This is a genomic window from Catenulispora sp. MAP12-49, from assembly GCF_041262705.1.
Classification (GTDB): domain Bacteria; phylum Actinomycetota; class Actinomycetes; order Streptomycetales; family Catenulisporaceae; genus Catenulispora.
The window spans coordinates 108,812-123,009 of sequence record NZ_JBGCCP010000028.1 but is presented as its reverse complement, the minus strand read 5'-3'; the positions used below and the strand labels follow the sequence as shown (position 1 = coordinate 123,009).

Annotated in this window: 12 protein-coding genes; 1 reads left to right on the top strand and 11 read right to left on the bottom strand. The window is 69.3% G+C overall.

Annotation, left to right across the window (positions count from 1 at the left end; all coding sequences use genetic code 11):
- The 10 genes from ABIA35_RS36745 to ABIA35_RS36700 form a co-directional block, all read right to left on the bottom strand.
- Positions 1–473 (bottom strand): glycosyltransferase family 2 protein (locus tag ABIA35_RS36745; protein ID WP_370360998.1); only part of this gene is annotated, 473 nt, incomplete at its 3' end.
- Positions 474–657: 184 nt separating this feature from the next.
- Positions 658–1,674 (bottom strand): Gfo/Idh/MocA family oxidoreductase, encoded by a 1,017-nt coding sequence (locus tag ABIA35_RS36740; protein ID WP_370338444.1) that lies wholly within the window; start codon positions 1,672–1,674, stop codon positions 658–660.
- Positions 1,671–2,774, bottom strand: a complete 1,104-nt coding sequence (locus tag ABIA35_RS36735) for a DegT/DnrJ/EryC1/StrS family aminotransferase (RefSeq protein WP_370338442.1) — start codon at positions 2,772–2,774, stop codon at positions 1,671–1,673. The genes ABIA35_RS36740 and ABIA35_RS36735 overlap by 4 nt, the downstream gene beginning before the upstream one ends.
- Entirely contained in the window at positions 2,771–3,358 is a 588-nt protein-coding gene (locus ABIA35_RS36730) for a DapH/DapD/GlmU-related protein (protein WP_370338440.1), read from the bottom strand. Before ABIA35_RS36730 ends, ABIA35_RS36735 begins: the two co-directional genes overlap by 4 nt.
- A 147-nt stretch (positions 3,359–3,505) precedes the next feature.
- Complete coding sequence (locus ABIA35_RS36725; RefSeq protein WP_370338438.1) at positions 3,506–4,603, bottom strand: glycosyltransferase; 1,098 nt, start codon at positions 4,601–4,603, stop codon at positions 3,506–3,508.
- Positions 4,604–4,610: 7 nt separating this feature from the next.
- A complete protein-coding gene (locus ABIA35_RS36720) occupies positions 4,611–5,579 on the bottom strand; it encodes an ABC transporter ATP-binding protein (RefSeq protein ID WP_370338436.1) in 969 nt (322 codons plus the stop codon).
- Entirely contained in the window at positions 5,557–6,555 is a 999-nt protein-coding gene (locus ABIA35_RS36715) for an ABC transporter permease (protein WP_370360997.1), read from the bottom strand. The genes ABIA35_RS36720 and ABIA35_RS36715 overlap by 23 nt, the downstream gene beginning before the upstream one ends.
- A 116-nt stretch (positions 6,556–6,671) precedes the next feature.
- On the bottom strand, positions 6,672–8,186 hold the full coding sequence (locus ABIA35_RS36710; RefSeq protein WP_370360996.1) for a glycosyltransferase family 4 protein: 1,515 nt from the start codon (positions 8,184–8,186) through the stop codon (positions 6,672–6,674).
- Between the two features lie 67 nt (positions 8,187–8,253).
- Complete coding sequence (locus ABIA35_RS36705; RefSeq protein ID WP_370360995.1) at positions 8,254–9,771, bottom strand: glycosyltransferase family 39 protein; 1,518 nt, start codon at positions 9,769–9,771, stop codon at positions 8,254–8,256.
- 167 nt (positions 9,772–9,938) lie between these two features.
- Complete coding sequence (locus ABIA35_RS36700; RefSeq protein WP_370338428.1) at positions 9,939–10,307, bottom strand: hypothetical protein; 369 nt, start codon at positions 10,305–10,307, stop codon at positions 9,939–9,941.
- A gap of 444 nt (positions 10,308–10,751) precedes the next feature.
- Here ABIA35_RS36700 and ABIA35_RS36695 point away from each other — a divergent pair, with 444 nt between their 5' ends.
- A complete protein-coding gene (locus tag ABIA35_RS36695) occupies positions 10,752–11,696 on the top strand; it encodes a LuxR C-terminal-related transcriptional regulator (protein WP_370338426.1) in 945 nt (314 codons plus the stop codon).
- Between the two features lie 889 nt (positions 11,697–12,585).
- Here ABIA35_RS36695 and ABIA35_RS36690 read toward each other — a convergent pair.
- Complete coding sequence (locus ABIA35_RS36690; RefSeq protein WP_370360994.1) at positions 12,586–14,190, bottom strand: glycosyltransferase family 4 protein; 1,605 nt, start codon at positions 14,188–14,190, stop codon at positions 12,586–12,588.
- Positions 14,191–14,198 lie beyond the last annotated feature (8 nt).

The window sequence follows — 14,198 nt, the reverse complement described above, 5'->3', positions numbered from 1 at the left end:
TCCGCGATCTTGCGGATCACCCACTTGGCCGGGATCCGCAACAACCGGTGCGAACCCATCTCGGCCTTGCGCGCACCCACCACCTGATCGATGTCGGCGTTGAAGTCGAGCATCTCCACCAACTCGGGGATCCGCTCGTTCGGATACGACATGTCCGCATCGGTCCACACCACGATGTCGCCCCGGGCCATCTTCGACCCGATCCGGCGCACCGTCCCGGCCCCGCCGTTGCGGTTGAACGCGACCACCTTCACCGACGGATACTCGATCTCCGCCTTGCGCAACACCTCGAGGGTGCCGTCGGTGGAGGCGTCATCGATCGCGAGTACCTCGTACGGGTAATCCGCCGCGTCCAACGCCGCGCAGATCCGCTGGATCTCCAGCAGAACGTGCGCCTCCTCGTTGTAACACGGCAGAACCACACTGACATGCGGTGGAGGCTGCTCGTTCTCCAAGGATCCAGCCCCTTTCATCAGGCATGGTACGGACTCGTCCCGAGTCGGGAGATCACAGTCTCCGTGACGACTCTTAGAGTTTCGTGAAGGTCGTCAAACTCAGGTAAAGAACGCGTGAAGGCCCCCGAACCCGGTTACCCGGATTCGAGGGCCCTGATCACACCGCGTCCTCAATAGGTCGACGGCCGGTTCCGGCCACCGCTCACAGCTCGACGGTCACGCCCTTCGCGGCCGAGTCCAGCGCGGCCTCGGCCACCCGCACGACCTGCAGGCCCTGCCGCATGCTCACGATCCGGTCGCGGCCGCCGTCGACGTCCAGGACCGCGTCGCGGAACGCCTCGAGCTCGGTGCGCAGGGGTTCGGGCTTCGGGATGGCGAAGCGCACCATGTCGCCCTCGGATACTCCACGGAAGGCTTGCATCGCCTCCCAGGTGGGGATCGTCGGGGCCGAGGCGTTCGCGTAGAACGTCAGGTCGGCGGTCAGGGTGTCGGCGACGAAGCAGCCCTTCTCGCCGGTGACGATCGTCACCCGCTCCTTCATCGGCGACAGCCAGTTCACCAGGTGGTTGACCACGGTGCCGTCGGCCAGCCGGCCGGTCATCGCGATCAGGTCCTCGTGCTCGCGGCCCGAGCGGTAGGCGGTGTGGGCCGAGATCGAGGTGTAGGTCTGGCGGGTCACCCAGGCCGTGGAGTCGATGTCGTGGGTGGCCAGGTCCTTCACCACGCCGACGTCGGCGATCCGGTTCGGGAACGGGCCCTGGCGCCGGGTGACGACCTGGAAGACCTCGCCGAGCTCGCCGTGCTCCAGCCGCTTGCGCAGGTTCTGCAGCGAGGGATTGAAGCGCTCGATGTGGCCGACCGCGCCGACCAGGCCGGCCCGCTCGAAGGTCTCGGTCAGCTGCGTCGCGGACTCCACGTCCGGCGCTAAAGGCTTCTCGATCAGCGTGTGGACGCCGGCCTCGGCCAGTGCCAGACCGGTCTCGGCGTGGAACACCGTCGGCACCGCGACCACGGCGAAGTCGATGCCCGCCGCGATCAGCTCCTCGACGCCGCCGAGCACCGGGCGGCCGTTGGCCGCGCCGTGCGCGTCGCCGCCGGGGTCGGCGACCGCGACCAGCTCCACGCCGTCCAGCGAACCCAGCACCCGCGCGTGGTGCCGGCCCATCATGCCCAGGCCGATCAGGCCCGCGCGCAGCTTCTTGCCGTCCGCTCCGCTCACAGCGCGTTCACCCCAGCCACGATCCGCTCCAGTTCGTCCTGGGTCAGGGTCGGCATCACCGGCAGCGAGAGCGCCTCGGCCGCGGCCTTCTCGGTCTCGGCCAGGTCGCCGGAGACGCGCGAGAGGACGTCGGGACGCTGGAAGGACGGCAGCCGGTGGATCGGGATCGGGTAGTACATCCCGGTCCCGATGCCGCGCTCCTTCAGCCGATCGGCCAGACCGTCACGACCGCCCTCGACCTCTTCGGTCACGCGGATCGTGTACTGGTGGTAGACGTGCTCCGCACCTTCGACGACCGGCGGGACGCCGACACCCTTCAGGTGGGCGTCGAAGTACTTGGCGTTCTCCTGGCGCTGCTTGGTCCAGCCGGCCAGCTTGGCCAGCTGCACCCGGCCGACGGCCGCGTGCACGCTGGAGAGCCGGTTGTTCAGGCCGATGACCTCGTTCTTGTAGCGCTCCTCCATGCCCTGGTTGCGCAGCAGGCGGACCTGGCGTGCGACCTCGGCGTCGGGGGTGACGACGATGCCGCCCTCGATGGAGTGGATGTTCTTGGTCGGGTACAGGCTGATGCACGCGGCGTCGCCGAAGGTGCTGATCGCCTTGCCGTCCAGGCTCGCGCCGACCGCCTGCGCGGAGTCCTCGATGACCTTCAGGCCGTGCTTGCGGGCGATCTCCATGATCGCGCCCATCGCCGCCGGGTGCCCGTACAGGTGCACCGGCATGATGGCCACGGTCTTGTCGGTGATCGCGGCCTCGATCGCGGCCGGGTCGATGTTGAACGAGTCGCGCTCGATGTCCACGAACACCGGCACGGCGCCGACGATCGCCACCGAGTTCGCGGTCGCGGCGAAGGAGAACGAGGGCATGATGACCTCGTCGCCCGGCTTGACGCCCAACGCCAGCACCGACAGGTGCAGCGCCGAGGTGCCGGAGTTCACGGCCACGCAGTGCAGGCCGTCGACCAGCTGCGAGAACTCGTTCTCGAAGGCCTCGACCTCCGGACCCGAGGCGACCTGCCCGGTCCGCATGACGCGCACCACGGCCTCGATCTCATCCTCACCGGTCACCGGACGCGCCGGGGGAATGAACGGGAGCGTCATGCCTTCTCCTTCAGAACACCGTCGATCTCAACGTACTCGGATCCGTCCTTGGGACAGACGAACAATCCGTCGCCGCGGTCCTCCAGCGGCTCGCCGGCTTTGCCGACCCAGCGCAGGCGCCGGGCGGGGACACCGGCCACGAGCGCGAAGTCCGGGACGTCCTTGTTCACCACGGAGCCGGCCGCGACCAGGGCCCAGCGGCCGATGGTCACCGGGGCGATGCACACCGACCGGGCGCCGACCGAGGCGCCCTCACGCAGCGTGACACCGACCGGGGTCCAGTCGTGGGCGGACTTGGGGGTGCCGTCGGCATTCACCGCGCGCGGGTAGTGGTCGTTGGTGAGGACCACCGCGGGGCCGATGAAGACGCCGGGTTCCAGCACCGCGGGCTCGTAGACCAGCGCGTGGTTCTGGATCTTGCAGTTGTCGCCGACCGGGACGTCCGGGCCGATGTAGGCCCCGCGCCCGATCACGACGTTGCGGCCGACCCGGGCGCCTTCGCGCACCTGGGCCAGGTGCCAGACGCTGGTGCCCTCGCCGATCTCCGCGCGGTCGTCCACGTCGGCGCTGGGCAGGATACGCACGCCTTCCCGGCTACCCTGCTTCTGTTCAGTCACTCTCGGTTCTCCGGGGTCGATCGCGCGGTGCCGGGTCGCGGCCCGCTCGGCCGTGGGCTCGGCGGCCCATTGCGTTGTGGCTTCAGTCGGCTTCAGTGCTGCTTCAGTGCGGCTTCAGTGCTTGGCCAGCCCGCGGATCTGCTCCGCGAGCGTGTCGTACGGCGAGGCTCCGGTGAGGTGCTCCGAGGCCCACTTGCGGGCGTTGCGGCGCGCCTTGTCGAGCTCCTCGTAGTCCTCCGACCACCGCCGCAGCGTAGCCGACGCGGCGGCGGGGTCCGCCACCACCTCGCCCGCCCCGGACTCGGTGACCAGCTCGGCCATCCGCGGCAGCGGCGTGGCCACCACGGCCAGACCGACGGCCAGGTACTCGTACAGCTTGCTCGGCACCGCCTCGCGGAAGGCCGGGGTGTCGTCCAGGAGCACGAGCCCGGCCCACGCCCCGTCGGCCAGCGCCCAGGCCTTCTGAGGGTCCAGACGCCCGTGGAACCTGATCCGGTTGCGCACCTGCTCGCTGGAGGTCGCGTGCCAGGTGTCCAGCCAGGCCTGATCGCCCGGCTGCACCGGGCCGACCACGTCGAGCTCCCAGGTGTAGGTGCCCTCCACCGCGGCCAGCATCGCCTGCAGGCCCCGCGAGCGCCGCACGTCGCCGATGTAGATGGCGCGCGGCACCGCGGTGTCCGGCTCGCCGGGGGCCGGCAGGAAGGAGAAGTCCGGGAGGTTCTTCACCACCAGGCGCTTGCGGCCCTTCATCGGCGGCACGTGGTCGTCGGCCACGACGGTGATGTTCGCGCGCTTGGTCCAGAAGGTGCAGAACCGGACCGCCAGCGTGGCCATGCTCTTCTTCCACGAGGCACGGGCCCAGGCGCGGTCCTTGAGCAGCTTCAGGTAGTCCTCGTGGACGTCGGCCACGACCTTGCGGCCCTTGAACCAGCGTGCCAGCGTCGCACCCGGCACCATGTCCGGGTCGACGGTCAGCAGGACCTTGCCGCGGGCCTTGAAGGGCAGCGTCAGGTCCGCCTTGAGGCGCTTCTTGGCCGAGCGGGCGCCGAGCGTGCGCACCGCGCAGTCGGCCGGGCCGGCCTCGGGCGCCCCGAGGCCGACCACCTCGACCGCCAGGCCGGCCCGGCGCAGCGCGGCGGCCAGGCGGTGCAGCCTGGCGTCGGCGACGTCGTGCCCGCCGGTGATGATCGAGACGTCGATGGTGGAGGCCATGCCTTGCTCAGACGTCCTCTCCGATGGCCTTGTGCAGCGCTTCCTTGGTCCGCTCGGCCTTGGCCGCGAGCGCCTGGTCCTCCTGGACCTCCTTGGCCTCGGCGGCCGCCTTCTTGCGGTCGGCCTCCTCGCGGTCCTTGCGCTGCTTCTCGATGTAGGCGTCGATGACCTCGTCGGGGTCGCCGGCTCCCACGAGGTTCCCGTGGTCCATCCAGATGCAGTGGTTGGACATGTGCCGGACCGTTTCCAGGCCGTGCGAGACCAGCACGATGGTGCGGGCGTTCTCGCACAGCTCGAGCATCTTCTCGGTGGCCTTCTCCTTGAACCGCGCGTCACCGGCGGACAGGGCCTCGTCCACGAGCAGGATGTCGGGGTCCATGTGCACGCCGACCGCGAAGGCCACGCGCGCGTACATGCCCGAGGAGTACGTCTTCATCGCCCGGTCGATCGCGCCCTCCGAGAGCGTGTCGAGGTCGGCGAAGTCGATGATCGCGTTCTCCTTCTCGCGGATCTGGTCTTTCGACCAGCCCTGCGCGAGCCCGCCCAGGACGATGTTCTCCCGGCCGGTGAGGTTCTGGTTGAAGCCGACGCCCAGGGCCAGCAGCGTGGACACCCGGCCGCGCACCTCGACGCGACCCTGCGTGGGGGGCAGGATCCCGGAGAGCGCACGCAGCAGCGTGGACTTGCCGGCCCCGTTGTGGCCGATGACGCCCAGCACGGTGCCGTGCGGCACCTCGAAGGAGACGCCGTTGACCGCCTTGATGACCTTCTGCTCGACCTTCTGGCGCTTGGCCTTGCGGATCAGCGCGGCCTTCAGGGTCGGGTTGGCCTCGGCCTTGGTGCGGTAGTACAGGTGGAGATCCTCGACCTTGATGGCCAGGCGCTTCTCCTGCTGCTTCTCGATGACCTTGGTCTGCTCCGCCACGGGGGCGGTCTCCACGGTCTCGACGGTTTCAGAGGCGGACAGCGAACTCACGCTCCCTCGACATGAAGTACCAGGCCCCGACGACCAGCGCGATGACGGCACAGCCGGCACCGATCAGGATCTCGGTCATCTGCGGGGTGTAGGAGGCGGCGGCATAGTAATGACCATTGATGATCCCGCCCTTCCAGAACGGCCGCGGGCCGTCTCCGACCAGCGCGGTGTTCCAGGAGTTGATGATCGGCGAGAACGGGTCCCACTTGTAGAAGGCCTCGATCGCGTGCGGCAGCTTGTTGGCCGCGACCTCGGACTTCACATACGACAGCGAGAACAGCACCGGGGTGATGTACATCCAGATCCGCAGCACATACGGCAGCAGCGTGGACATGTCCCGGAAGTACAGCGTCACCGCCGCGAACAGCAGGCCGAGCCCGAAGCTGAAGACCGTCTGGATGATGAAGATCGGGATGATCCACAGGATGCCGATCGCCACCGAGTGGTGCACGCCGATGTAGAAGCACGCGTAAACCAACAGCGTCGGGAAGTACGTCAGCATCGCCGTGAACGTCGTCGACAGCGGCAGCAGTATCTTCGGGAACGACATGTTGATGATCATCTTGCCGCCGCCGGTGATCGAGCTGGCGGCGAACTGGATGACGTTCCGCGTGTAGAAGAACGCGAACAGACCGGTCAAAAGGCCGACGAAGTGGTTCATCGCGCTGGTGCCGGCACCGCTCTGCCCGCCCAGCACGCTGGTCAGCAGGAAGTACACCAGCGCCAGCAGCATCGGGTTCAGTACCAGCCAGAACTGGCCGAAGAAGCTGTCGAAGTGCTGGCCCTTCAAGGTCGAGGACGCCATGTGGGTGGCGAACTGACGCCGGGCCCATACGTCCCGGAAATACGGGCCCAGTTTGGGCAGCGCGTATCGGTAGGGCTCGAAGACGTGAACCTGCTCGGCCGGGCGCGGGGGTTCGGGGGTCTTCGGCCGGGTGTCCTCCAGGGATCCCGTCTCACTGGTGGCGGTCGCCACGCTCACACTCCACTTGCTTGAGGTTGCGCCTGAATGGGGGTCAGGGTCGTGCTGTAGATCGGTCACACTATCGGGCAACGCTATGCAGTCCGCCGAATGTCCCCGTGGTTTACACCCTAAGCGTTCGGCTCATTCGTCTCGCCGAACGCCCGGACCCCCGTCCGCGGTTCCGGATCCTGCCCCAGCAGCCGCGCGTACACCCCGCTCAGTACCTCGGCCTGGCCCTCCCAGGAGTTGGCCGCCAGCAGGTCGTCAGTGTAGCGGGACGCGTAGGCGGACCGGTCGGCGAGAACCTTGGCGACGGCCTGAGCGTACTCGTGGGCATCCTCGGCGGTGAAGACCTCGCCGTTGCCCAACTCGCGGGTGAAGTCCGCCATCGCCTGCACGTCCGAGACCACGATGGGCAGCTTGGCGTGCATGTACTCGTAGTACTTCGTGATCAGTGCCACCTCGTGGTTCGGGGTGTGCAGGATCGGGATCACGCCGATGTCCGCGGAGGCCAGGTACTGCGGGACCAGATGCGGCGCCACGTAGCCGACCATGTGCAGCCGGTCGCCCACGCCCAGGTCCTCGGCCTGCTTCTGCAGTGCGCGGGTGAACTCGGTGTCGGCGCCGCGGACCACCGCGACGTGCACGTCCGGCAGCTCCGGCAGGCCCGCGACCATGGTCGCGATGCCGCGCATCGGCGAGACCGCGCCGGAGTAGACCAGCAGCGGGACGTCGTCGGCCAGGCCGCAGGCCTTGCGCAGGCTGGGGGCCTCGGCAGTCTCGGCGGCCTCGGTCGCCTTGGTGGAATCCGATCCACCCGCTTCACCCTCTTCGCCGCGCTCCTCGCCGGGCACGTGCAGCATCGGCGCGTTGGCCACGACGCCGGGCGTCTCGGTGAGGTGGTAGCGCTCCTGCAGCCACTGCGCGAGCAGCGGGGAGACGGTGATGACCGCGTCGGCCTTGCGGACGTACTCGCCCTCCAGGCCGACGTAGGCCAGCCGCCGCTGCTCCGGCATGGAGACGCCGGCCACGAACTCGTGGGCGTCGTAGAGCACCTTCGGGCGCTTGCCCTTACGGCCCAGCTTGTCCGCCACGCGCACCGCGATCCCCGGCGTGTGCATGTCGTGGGCGTGGATGATGTCCGGCTCGAACTCCTCGATCAGCGCCGACCAGCTGGACTCCAGCCACAGCAGGTGCCGGGCCGTGCGCCGCCAGTCGCCGTCGCGGAAGTAGACCTTCCAGAGCGCTTCCTTGGCGCGGTGCTTCACGCTGCCGTCGCCGGTGCCGGGCTCCTTGATCCGCTGCACGATGCGGCGTCGCGTCTTGTAGTCGAGCGACGACGCGAACGACAGCGCCCGGAACGGCATCAGCCGGAGCGTCGGCGCGCCGCCGTCCTTCAGCGGCCACTGCGCGATCTGCCACTTGTTGTGCAGCCCGGTGCGCACGACCTGCGCCGCGCCGATGTAGGCCGGGTCCGATGGACGCCCCTTGCGGTTCGGCTCGTAGCCGAGCAGGAGGACGTCGTAGCCGGCCTCCGCGGCGCTGTAGGCGGCTTTCTGCACCCGCGAGTCCAGGCGGACGTCGTTGGCGACGAGCATCGCCACGCGTGGGCGCCGAACACTGAGGCGGCGGTCGTTTGTCACATGGGAATGCTAGTGGGGTCGCAGCCCGGGAGGGGAAAGCCGCCGCTGCGCCGGACGGGTGACCCGGCTACCGGACCGGCCGCACGGCCTTTTCCGCCGCCGCCCGCGGCACGTAGACCGCGATCCACGAGCCGGCTGTGAATCGTGCTGCAAGTCGGTAACGGCTCATGATCTCCCGGTACGCCGCGGCCTCGCGGGGGTGGTCCGCCGGATCGGAGAGGAAGCGGCCGGCGGCGTGCTCGGTCAGGATCAGCGCGCGGGCGTCCACGGTCGGCTTGTCCGCCGCGAAGGTCAGCGGCTCCAGGCGGTAGCGGGAAGGGTCCAGCCACGGACCGTAACTCTCCACAGCCACCGGCTGATGGCCGGGGACGTTCCGGACCACCCAGGCGGCGGCCTCGATCCGCGAGTGCTCGTCGAGCCGCGGATACAGGCGCGCCGCGGCGGCCAGGGGGATGAACGCGGCGACGACCGCGACAGCCGTGACCGCACGCCGGTACGTCCGAGGGACCACCGTAAGGAAGACCGCGGGGACCGCCACGCCGGCGAGGACCGCGAGCGCCGGGGTCAGCGGGACGAGATTGCGGTCGAAGCGGACGGTCATCACCGCCAGGAGAAAGAACTGCGGAATCGCATATGCGAAGACGGTGATCAAGGTTCTGCGAATGAGACCGGCCGTGCGGAACAGCGCGACGACCGCCACCGCAGCGGCGGCCAATAGCAAAGGTTGATCACGGAAGAGGGCGCTCAGGTAGTAGCCGGGCGCACCGCCCTGCGCACCGACATGGCCGTCTTGATAGTGAACGGCTTCGGCCCGCAATCCGTCGAACACCCCGATGGGATGGGTGAGGATCCCCGGCGTGGTCAGCGCGAAGACGGCCGCCGCGATGGCGGCGACTCCGGCGATTCTGATCATTCGCTTGCCGCGCTCGGCACGGAGTCCGGGAGCCAATAGATAGGCGACGACTACTGGAAGCACCGCGGCGGCAAGGTACTTGGCGCCCAATGCGATCCCGACACCGAGTCCGCAGAGGAGGTCCGCATAGCGTGTGCCACGAAGAACCCGGGTGGCGCCATACAAGGTAAGCGCTACAGCGAATCCCGCATATACGTCGGGGGTCGCGTAAGCACTGTTCGCTGCCGCCAACGGGGATACCGCCACGGCGGCCGCGGCGACCGCAGCCGCGATGCGGGCCCAGCGTTCCAGCACCTCTGACGTCTTAAGCACTTCCCGCACCGCGGCCCACACCAGAAGGCATGTGGCGACCGACACCAGCACCCCCACAAGCCGGATCGCCACGATGAAGGCACGGGAATCCGTGTGTGCAACGCCGAGGTTCTCGATCCGCATCGCTCCGTGCGTGGGCACGTGGATGCCCACCGCGCGGAACGTGTCCGTCACCCCGACGATCACCTCACAGAGAAGGCCCGGGTAGCGATAGCTGTGCGCGTCCAACGTCCCGTCGGACGCCATCCGCAGCCCGACGGACACGTTCAGCGGCTCGTCGGAGTTGCCGACGCCCGGCAGCGCCGCCACCACGAGCGGGACACGCAGCGCCAGAGCGAGGACGGCCACCGCCGCCGCCAAGGGATCGATCCTCCGCAACGCCATTCGCATGTCGGGTCAACGATCGACCGGCATGGTCGGAAACGCACTTGTGGGACAGATACGGCGGAAAACATATAAAAGGCGTGCCCCCCGAAAGTTTCCGGTGGGGCACACCTCGGCAACCGACTGCCGACCGGGCCGGCCAGTCAGTTATGCAACGGGCTTGAGCTGTCCTCGAGAGCGTCGAGACCGCCCAAAAGCTCGTATCCGTACGGGCCCTCGACCCAATCCACACTCCAGTCCTCCAGCATTGGTGAGGTGGTGAGCGCGCGCCGCACCAATGCGGTCGCTGTGTCCCGGACCGAGTACGGCGCGTCCGGGTCGGAGGAGAGGTACAGGCCGGCCACCAGGCGGGCCGGGAAGACGCCGGCTTCGTCGACGACTACGTGGGCGTGCTCCAGGGCCCGTGGGGAGTCGCCCGAGACCGCCTGCAGGGCGTACCGGAGAGTCGCCGCGGCCAGGCCGCGGTCCCCCGCGAAGCCGGCGCGCTGCACTGCCACCATGATCAGGTCCATGTTCCTTCTTCCTTTCACTACCAGCAACCGATGCAGGCGACCCCGCCCGCGATCTGTTCGGCGGAGGCGACGGGATGGTGAGTGGGCGTTGCGGTGGCCGCGAGCGGAACGACCGGCACCGCTATGAGGGCCGCGGCGAATAGCGCACGTGTGAGGACATGCTTGAACCGGGACACGGCTGATCCAATTCTTCGGGGGGCGAATTTTGTGGGACCCGTGAACAGAGGCGGGGGGCGGGCCCGTGCGCCGGGATCCGGCGCCGGTTTGAGTCTCGCCCGTGACGGGCCACGCGGGGAACGGAGCAGGCCCGTCCGCCTTAGGCCAGGCCGCTCCCGGCCACAGCCTTGTGTCCGACAATGGTGCGGTATCCCCCTTGATCGCCAAGGGTCCGGCTGCCAGCATGGGTCCGGCAACGGAGACCGGATATTCCAAAGGGGGTGTGCCGTGCTTGGTGCGCTGGGTCTCGATCCACTTGCGCAAGCGGTCTACAGCGCGATGCTCGCCGACCCTTCGGTGGGTGTTCGCGAACTGAAGGAGCGCTTGGGGCAGGAGGAGGAGCAGATCCGGGACACCCTGGACCGGCTCGTCGAGCTGGCCCTGCTGCGGCCCTCGCGCGAGCAGTCCGGAGGGCTGTATCCGGTCTCGCTCGTCGCCGGGATGCAGTTGCTGGTGCAGCGCCAGGAGGCCGAACTCGCCGCCGGCCGCGACGCCGTGGCCGCGGGCCGGGCCGCGGTGGCCGACCGCGCTCCGGCCGAGCGGCTGATCGGTCTGGACGCCGTGCAGGCCGAGTTGGAACAGCTGCTGGCCGGCGCCACGGTCGAGGTCCTGTCGATGGTCCCGGGCAGCGCGGTCCAGCCGGCCGCGCTGAAGGCGTCGGAGTCCATGGACGACGACGTGGCCCGCCGCGTCCCCTCACGCGTGCTCTATCACGCCTCGGTCCGCAAGGACCCGACGACCATCGCCTACGGCCGCTGGCTGGCCGAGCGCGGCACCGAGATCCGCGTCTCCCCGGCCGTCACCCGCCGGCTGCTCATCGTGGACGGCCGCACCGCGGTCGTCCCGATCGAACCCGACGAGCCCGGCGTCGGGGCGCTGTGCGTGCGCGAGCCGGGGCTGGTGGACCAGCTCACCGCGCTGTTCGAGCTGGTCTGGACCGACGCCGTCCCGCTGGGCATGCCGTCCATGACCGAGTCCGGCGCCGATCTGTCCCCGACCGATCGGCATCTGCTCCGCCTGCTGGCCAACGGCCTCACCGACGAGGCCGCCGCCAAGCGCCTGGGCATCTCGGCCCGGACCGTCCGCCGCATCATGGCCGACCTGATGGACCGGCTCGGCGCCGAGAGCCGTTTCGAGGCCGGGGTCGAGGCCGCCCGCCGCGGCTGGCTCTGAGTTCTCTTCGAGCGGAACGCAATGGCCTCCTCGCCGCTCTCGGGCGGCGAGGAGGCCATTGCGGATGGCAGATTGCCGACGGATGGCGGCTCTGGCGCTACTTAGCGAATAACGTTGTGCACGAGGGCGCTACCGGACCAACCACTGTTCGGGTCATAGCCGATTCCAATCCCGCCAAGGACTGTCCCGTGGGCTGCGGTGCGTGTCAGCCCGGGGCAGTAATACGCCGTTTGCGCAGCGAGCGGCTGCTCCGTCGAGTTGTTGCCGAAACCGACGCATTGTGATCGCGCCACTGGCGGTGAGAGTGAACAGGCGCTTCTCGCTGAACGCTCGCAATGAATGCTCCTTGCTCTGATTCACCCGACGGTGTTCTCTGCCCTTGAGGGCAGAGAACACCGATTCGGGTCCGATCCGGCTTGGAGAATGCTTGAGCGAACGCGATCGCGGACAGCCCCCGCCCCCAGTCTTCGCCCTGCAGGGCTCGATCACACCCGGCGCGGCGATCGCCCAAAACATGTTGCCGACAGACGGAACCAGCGGCCTGGCCCAAACGTCAAAGTGTTGTAGGAAGGGCGGACGTTCGGCGTTGTGGGGCGCCGGCGGACGCCGCGACACAGGCCGAGGCCCGGCTTCCCCAGTGGGGTGGGGGGCCGAGCCTCGGCACGTCCGTCCCAGGTGGAAGCACATCGGGACGCCTACCGTCCGCCGATCTCATGGTCCACGCGTCGCTGCAGCGGACGTACGCAGATTGCTTGACTTCCACCTCTACCTGGCCGCCCCGTTGGTCACTGTCCGTGCGCTCATACTCCAGGTCTGAGACAGCCGGGAGCGGTCGCACGCGCTGTGCCGGGTACCGTGCCCGGCACAGCCACCATGTCGCCGGGACAGCTCAGGCCGACTGCTCCGGCTGCTCCGGCTCCACCGAGTCCACCGTGTCCGGTGTCTCCACCGCCCCCGGCGTCAGCCCGCTGACCGCGGAATAGATCGCGAGCAGCGCCGGCACCTGCCCCTCCCAGCTGTGCTCGGCCAGCATCTCGTCGGTGTACACCGCCGCGTAGCGCTCCCGGTCCGCGGCCACCACGCGCACCGCGCGCGCCAAGTCGTCCACGTCGTCGACCTCGAACACCTCGCCGTTGCCGAGGCGACGGGTCAGCTCGCCGGCCGCCTTGACGTCGCTGACCACGACCGGAAGCCGGGCGCCGATGTACGACCAGTACTTCGTCGTGATGGTCAGTTCCTGGGTGGGGATGCGGCGCAGGGTGTCGATGCCGATCGTGGCCGAGGCGATGAAGTCGGTGAGCTCTTCGACCGAGACGTAGTCCAGGACGTGGAGGCGGTCGGCGACGTTCAGCTCGGCGGCCAGGGCCACCAGTTCGGCGACGTGGCCGCCGCGCGAGGCGACCATGAGGACCAGGTGCGTGTCGGGCAACTTGGAGAGGGCTCGGACGGCCGTGTCCAGGCCGCGGATCGGCGTCACGGCGCCCGGGTACACCAGGATCGTCGCGTCCGGTCCCAGGCCCAGGCGGCCCCGGACACCCGGCTCCTTGCCGCCGGCGACGGTGAACGTCGAGGCCTCCGGCATGTTGCGGACCACCGTGGGGCGCACGGTGAGCCCGTGGTGCTCGACCAGCTTGTCGGCGAAGTTGTCCACGGCGGCCACCACGCCGTCGGCGGCGGCGATGTACTTACGCTCCTGGGCGAACATCACCGGGGCCCAGGTGACGTCCTCGGGGCGGACGTCGCCCGCGGTGTACTCGTGGGAGTCATAGACCACCGCGACCTTGCGGCCCTTAGCGCGGGCCCGGGCCGCGGCGCGCACCGCGACACCCAGCATCTCGGCGTCGTTGGCGTGGATCACGTCCGGCTCCAGCTGGTCGGCGGCGCGGCCGAAGGAGTCCTCGAAGTCGACCAGCCGGGGCTGGACGTCCCAGGACGAGCGGTCGCCGCCGCGCTTGGCCCGCAATCGCTCGAAGGCTGAGCTCGGGGCCTGCTGAGCGAGCTGGTAGTTGGCGTCGAAGGCGCGCTTGCGGGCCGCGACCCAGTAGCCGCGGGCCCGGACCAGGATGCCGCCGGCCGTCAGGCCGGCCTTGCCGAACAGCGCCGCGAGCGGGTCGGCGCCGGCGCTGAGCCGGCGGGCCAGGAGCTCGCGCTCGGCGGCCTGGTCCATCTGCCGCAGCCGCTGCCGCTGGTGCTCGACCCGGCTCACGTCTTGGGACGAGTAGGCGATCAGGCCTTTGACGCCGCGCCGGTGCGGGTGCGCGGAGCGGTAGCGGGTGGCGGCCATCGACTCGGCCACGCGGACCACGGTGACCTCGCCCAGCTTCGACTCCTCGCGCTTGCCGCTGCGGGAGCGGCCCACGAGGTAGGTGTCCCAGCCGGCCTCGGCCGCCGAGCGCGCCTCTTTCTGGACGCGGGAGTCTCCGTCGATGAAGTTCCCGACCAGCATGACAACGCGCGGGCGCCGAACACTGCGGGGCTGGTCGGACGTGGTCACTGTTCCTC

Bases quoted from the DNA above. Each gene is read 5' to 3' on its own strand.
- ABIA35_RS36735 (WP_370338442.1), bottom strand. From the start codon at position 2,774: ATGACGCTCCCGTTCATTCCCCCGGCGCGTCCGGTGACCGGTGAGGAT.
- ABIA35_RS36725 (WP_370338438.1), bottom strand. From the start codon at position 4,603: ATGGCCTCCACCATCGACGTCTCGATCATCACCGGCGGGCACGACGTC.
- ABIA35_RS36700 (WP_370338428.1), bottom strand. From the start codon at position 10,307: ATGGACCTGATCATGGTGGCAGTGCAGCGCGCCGGCTTCGCGGGGGAC.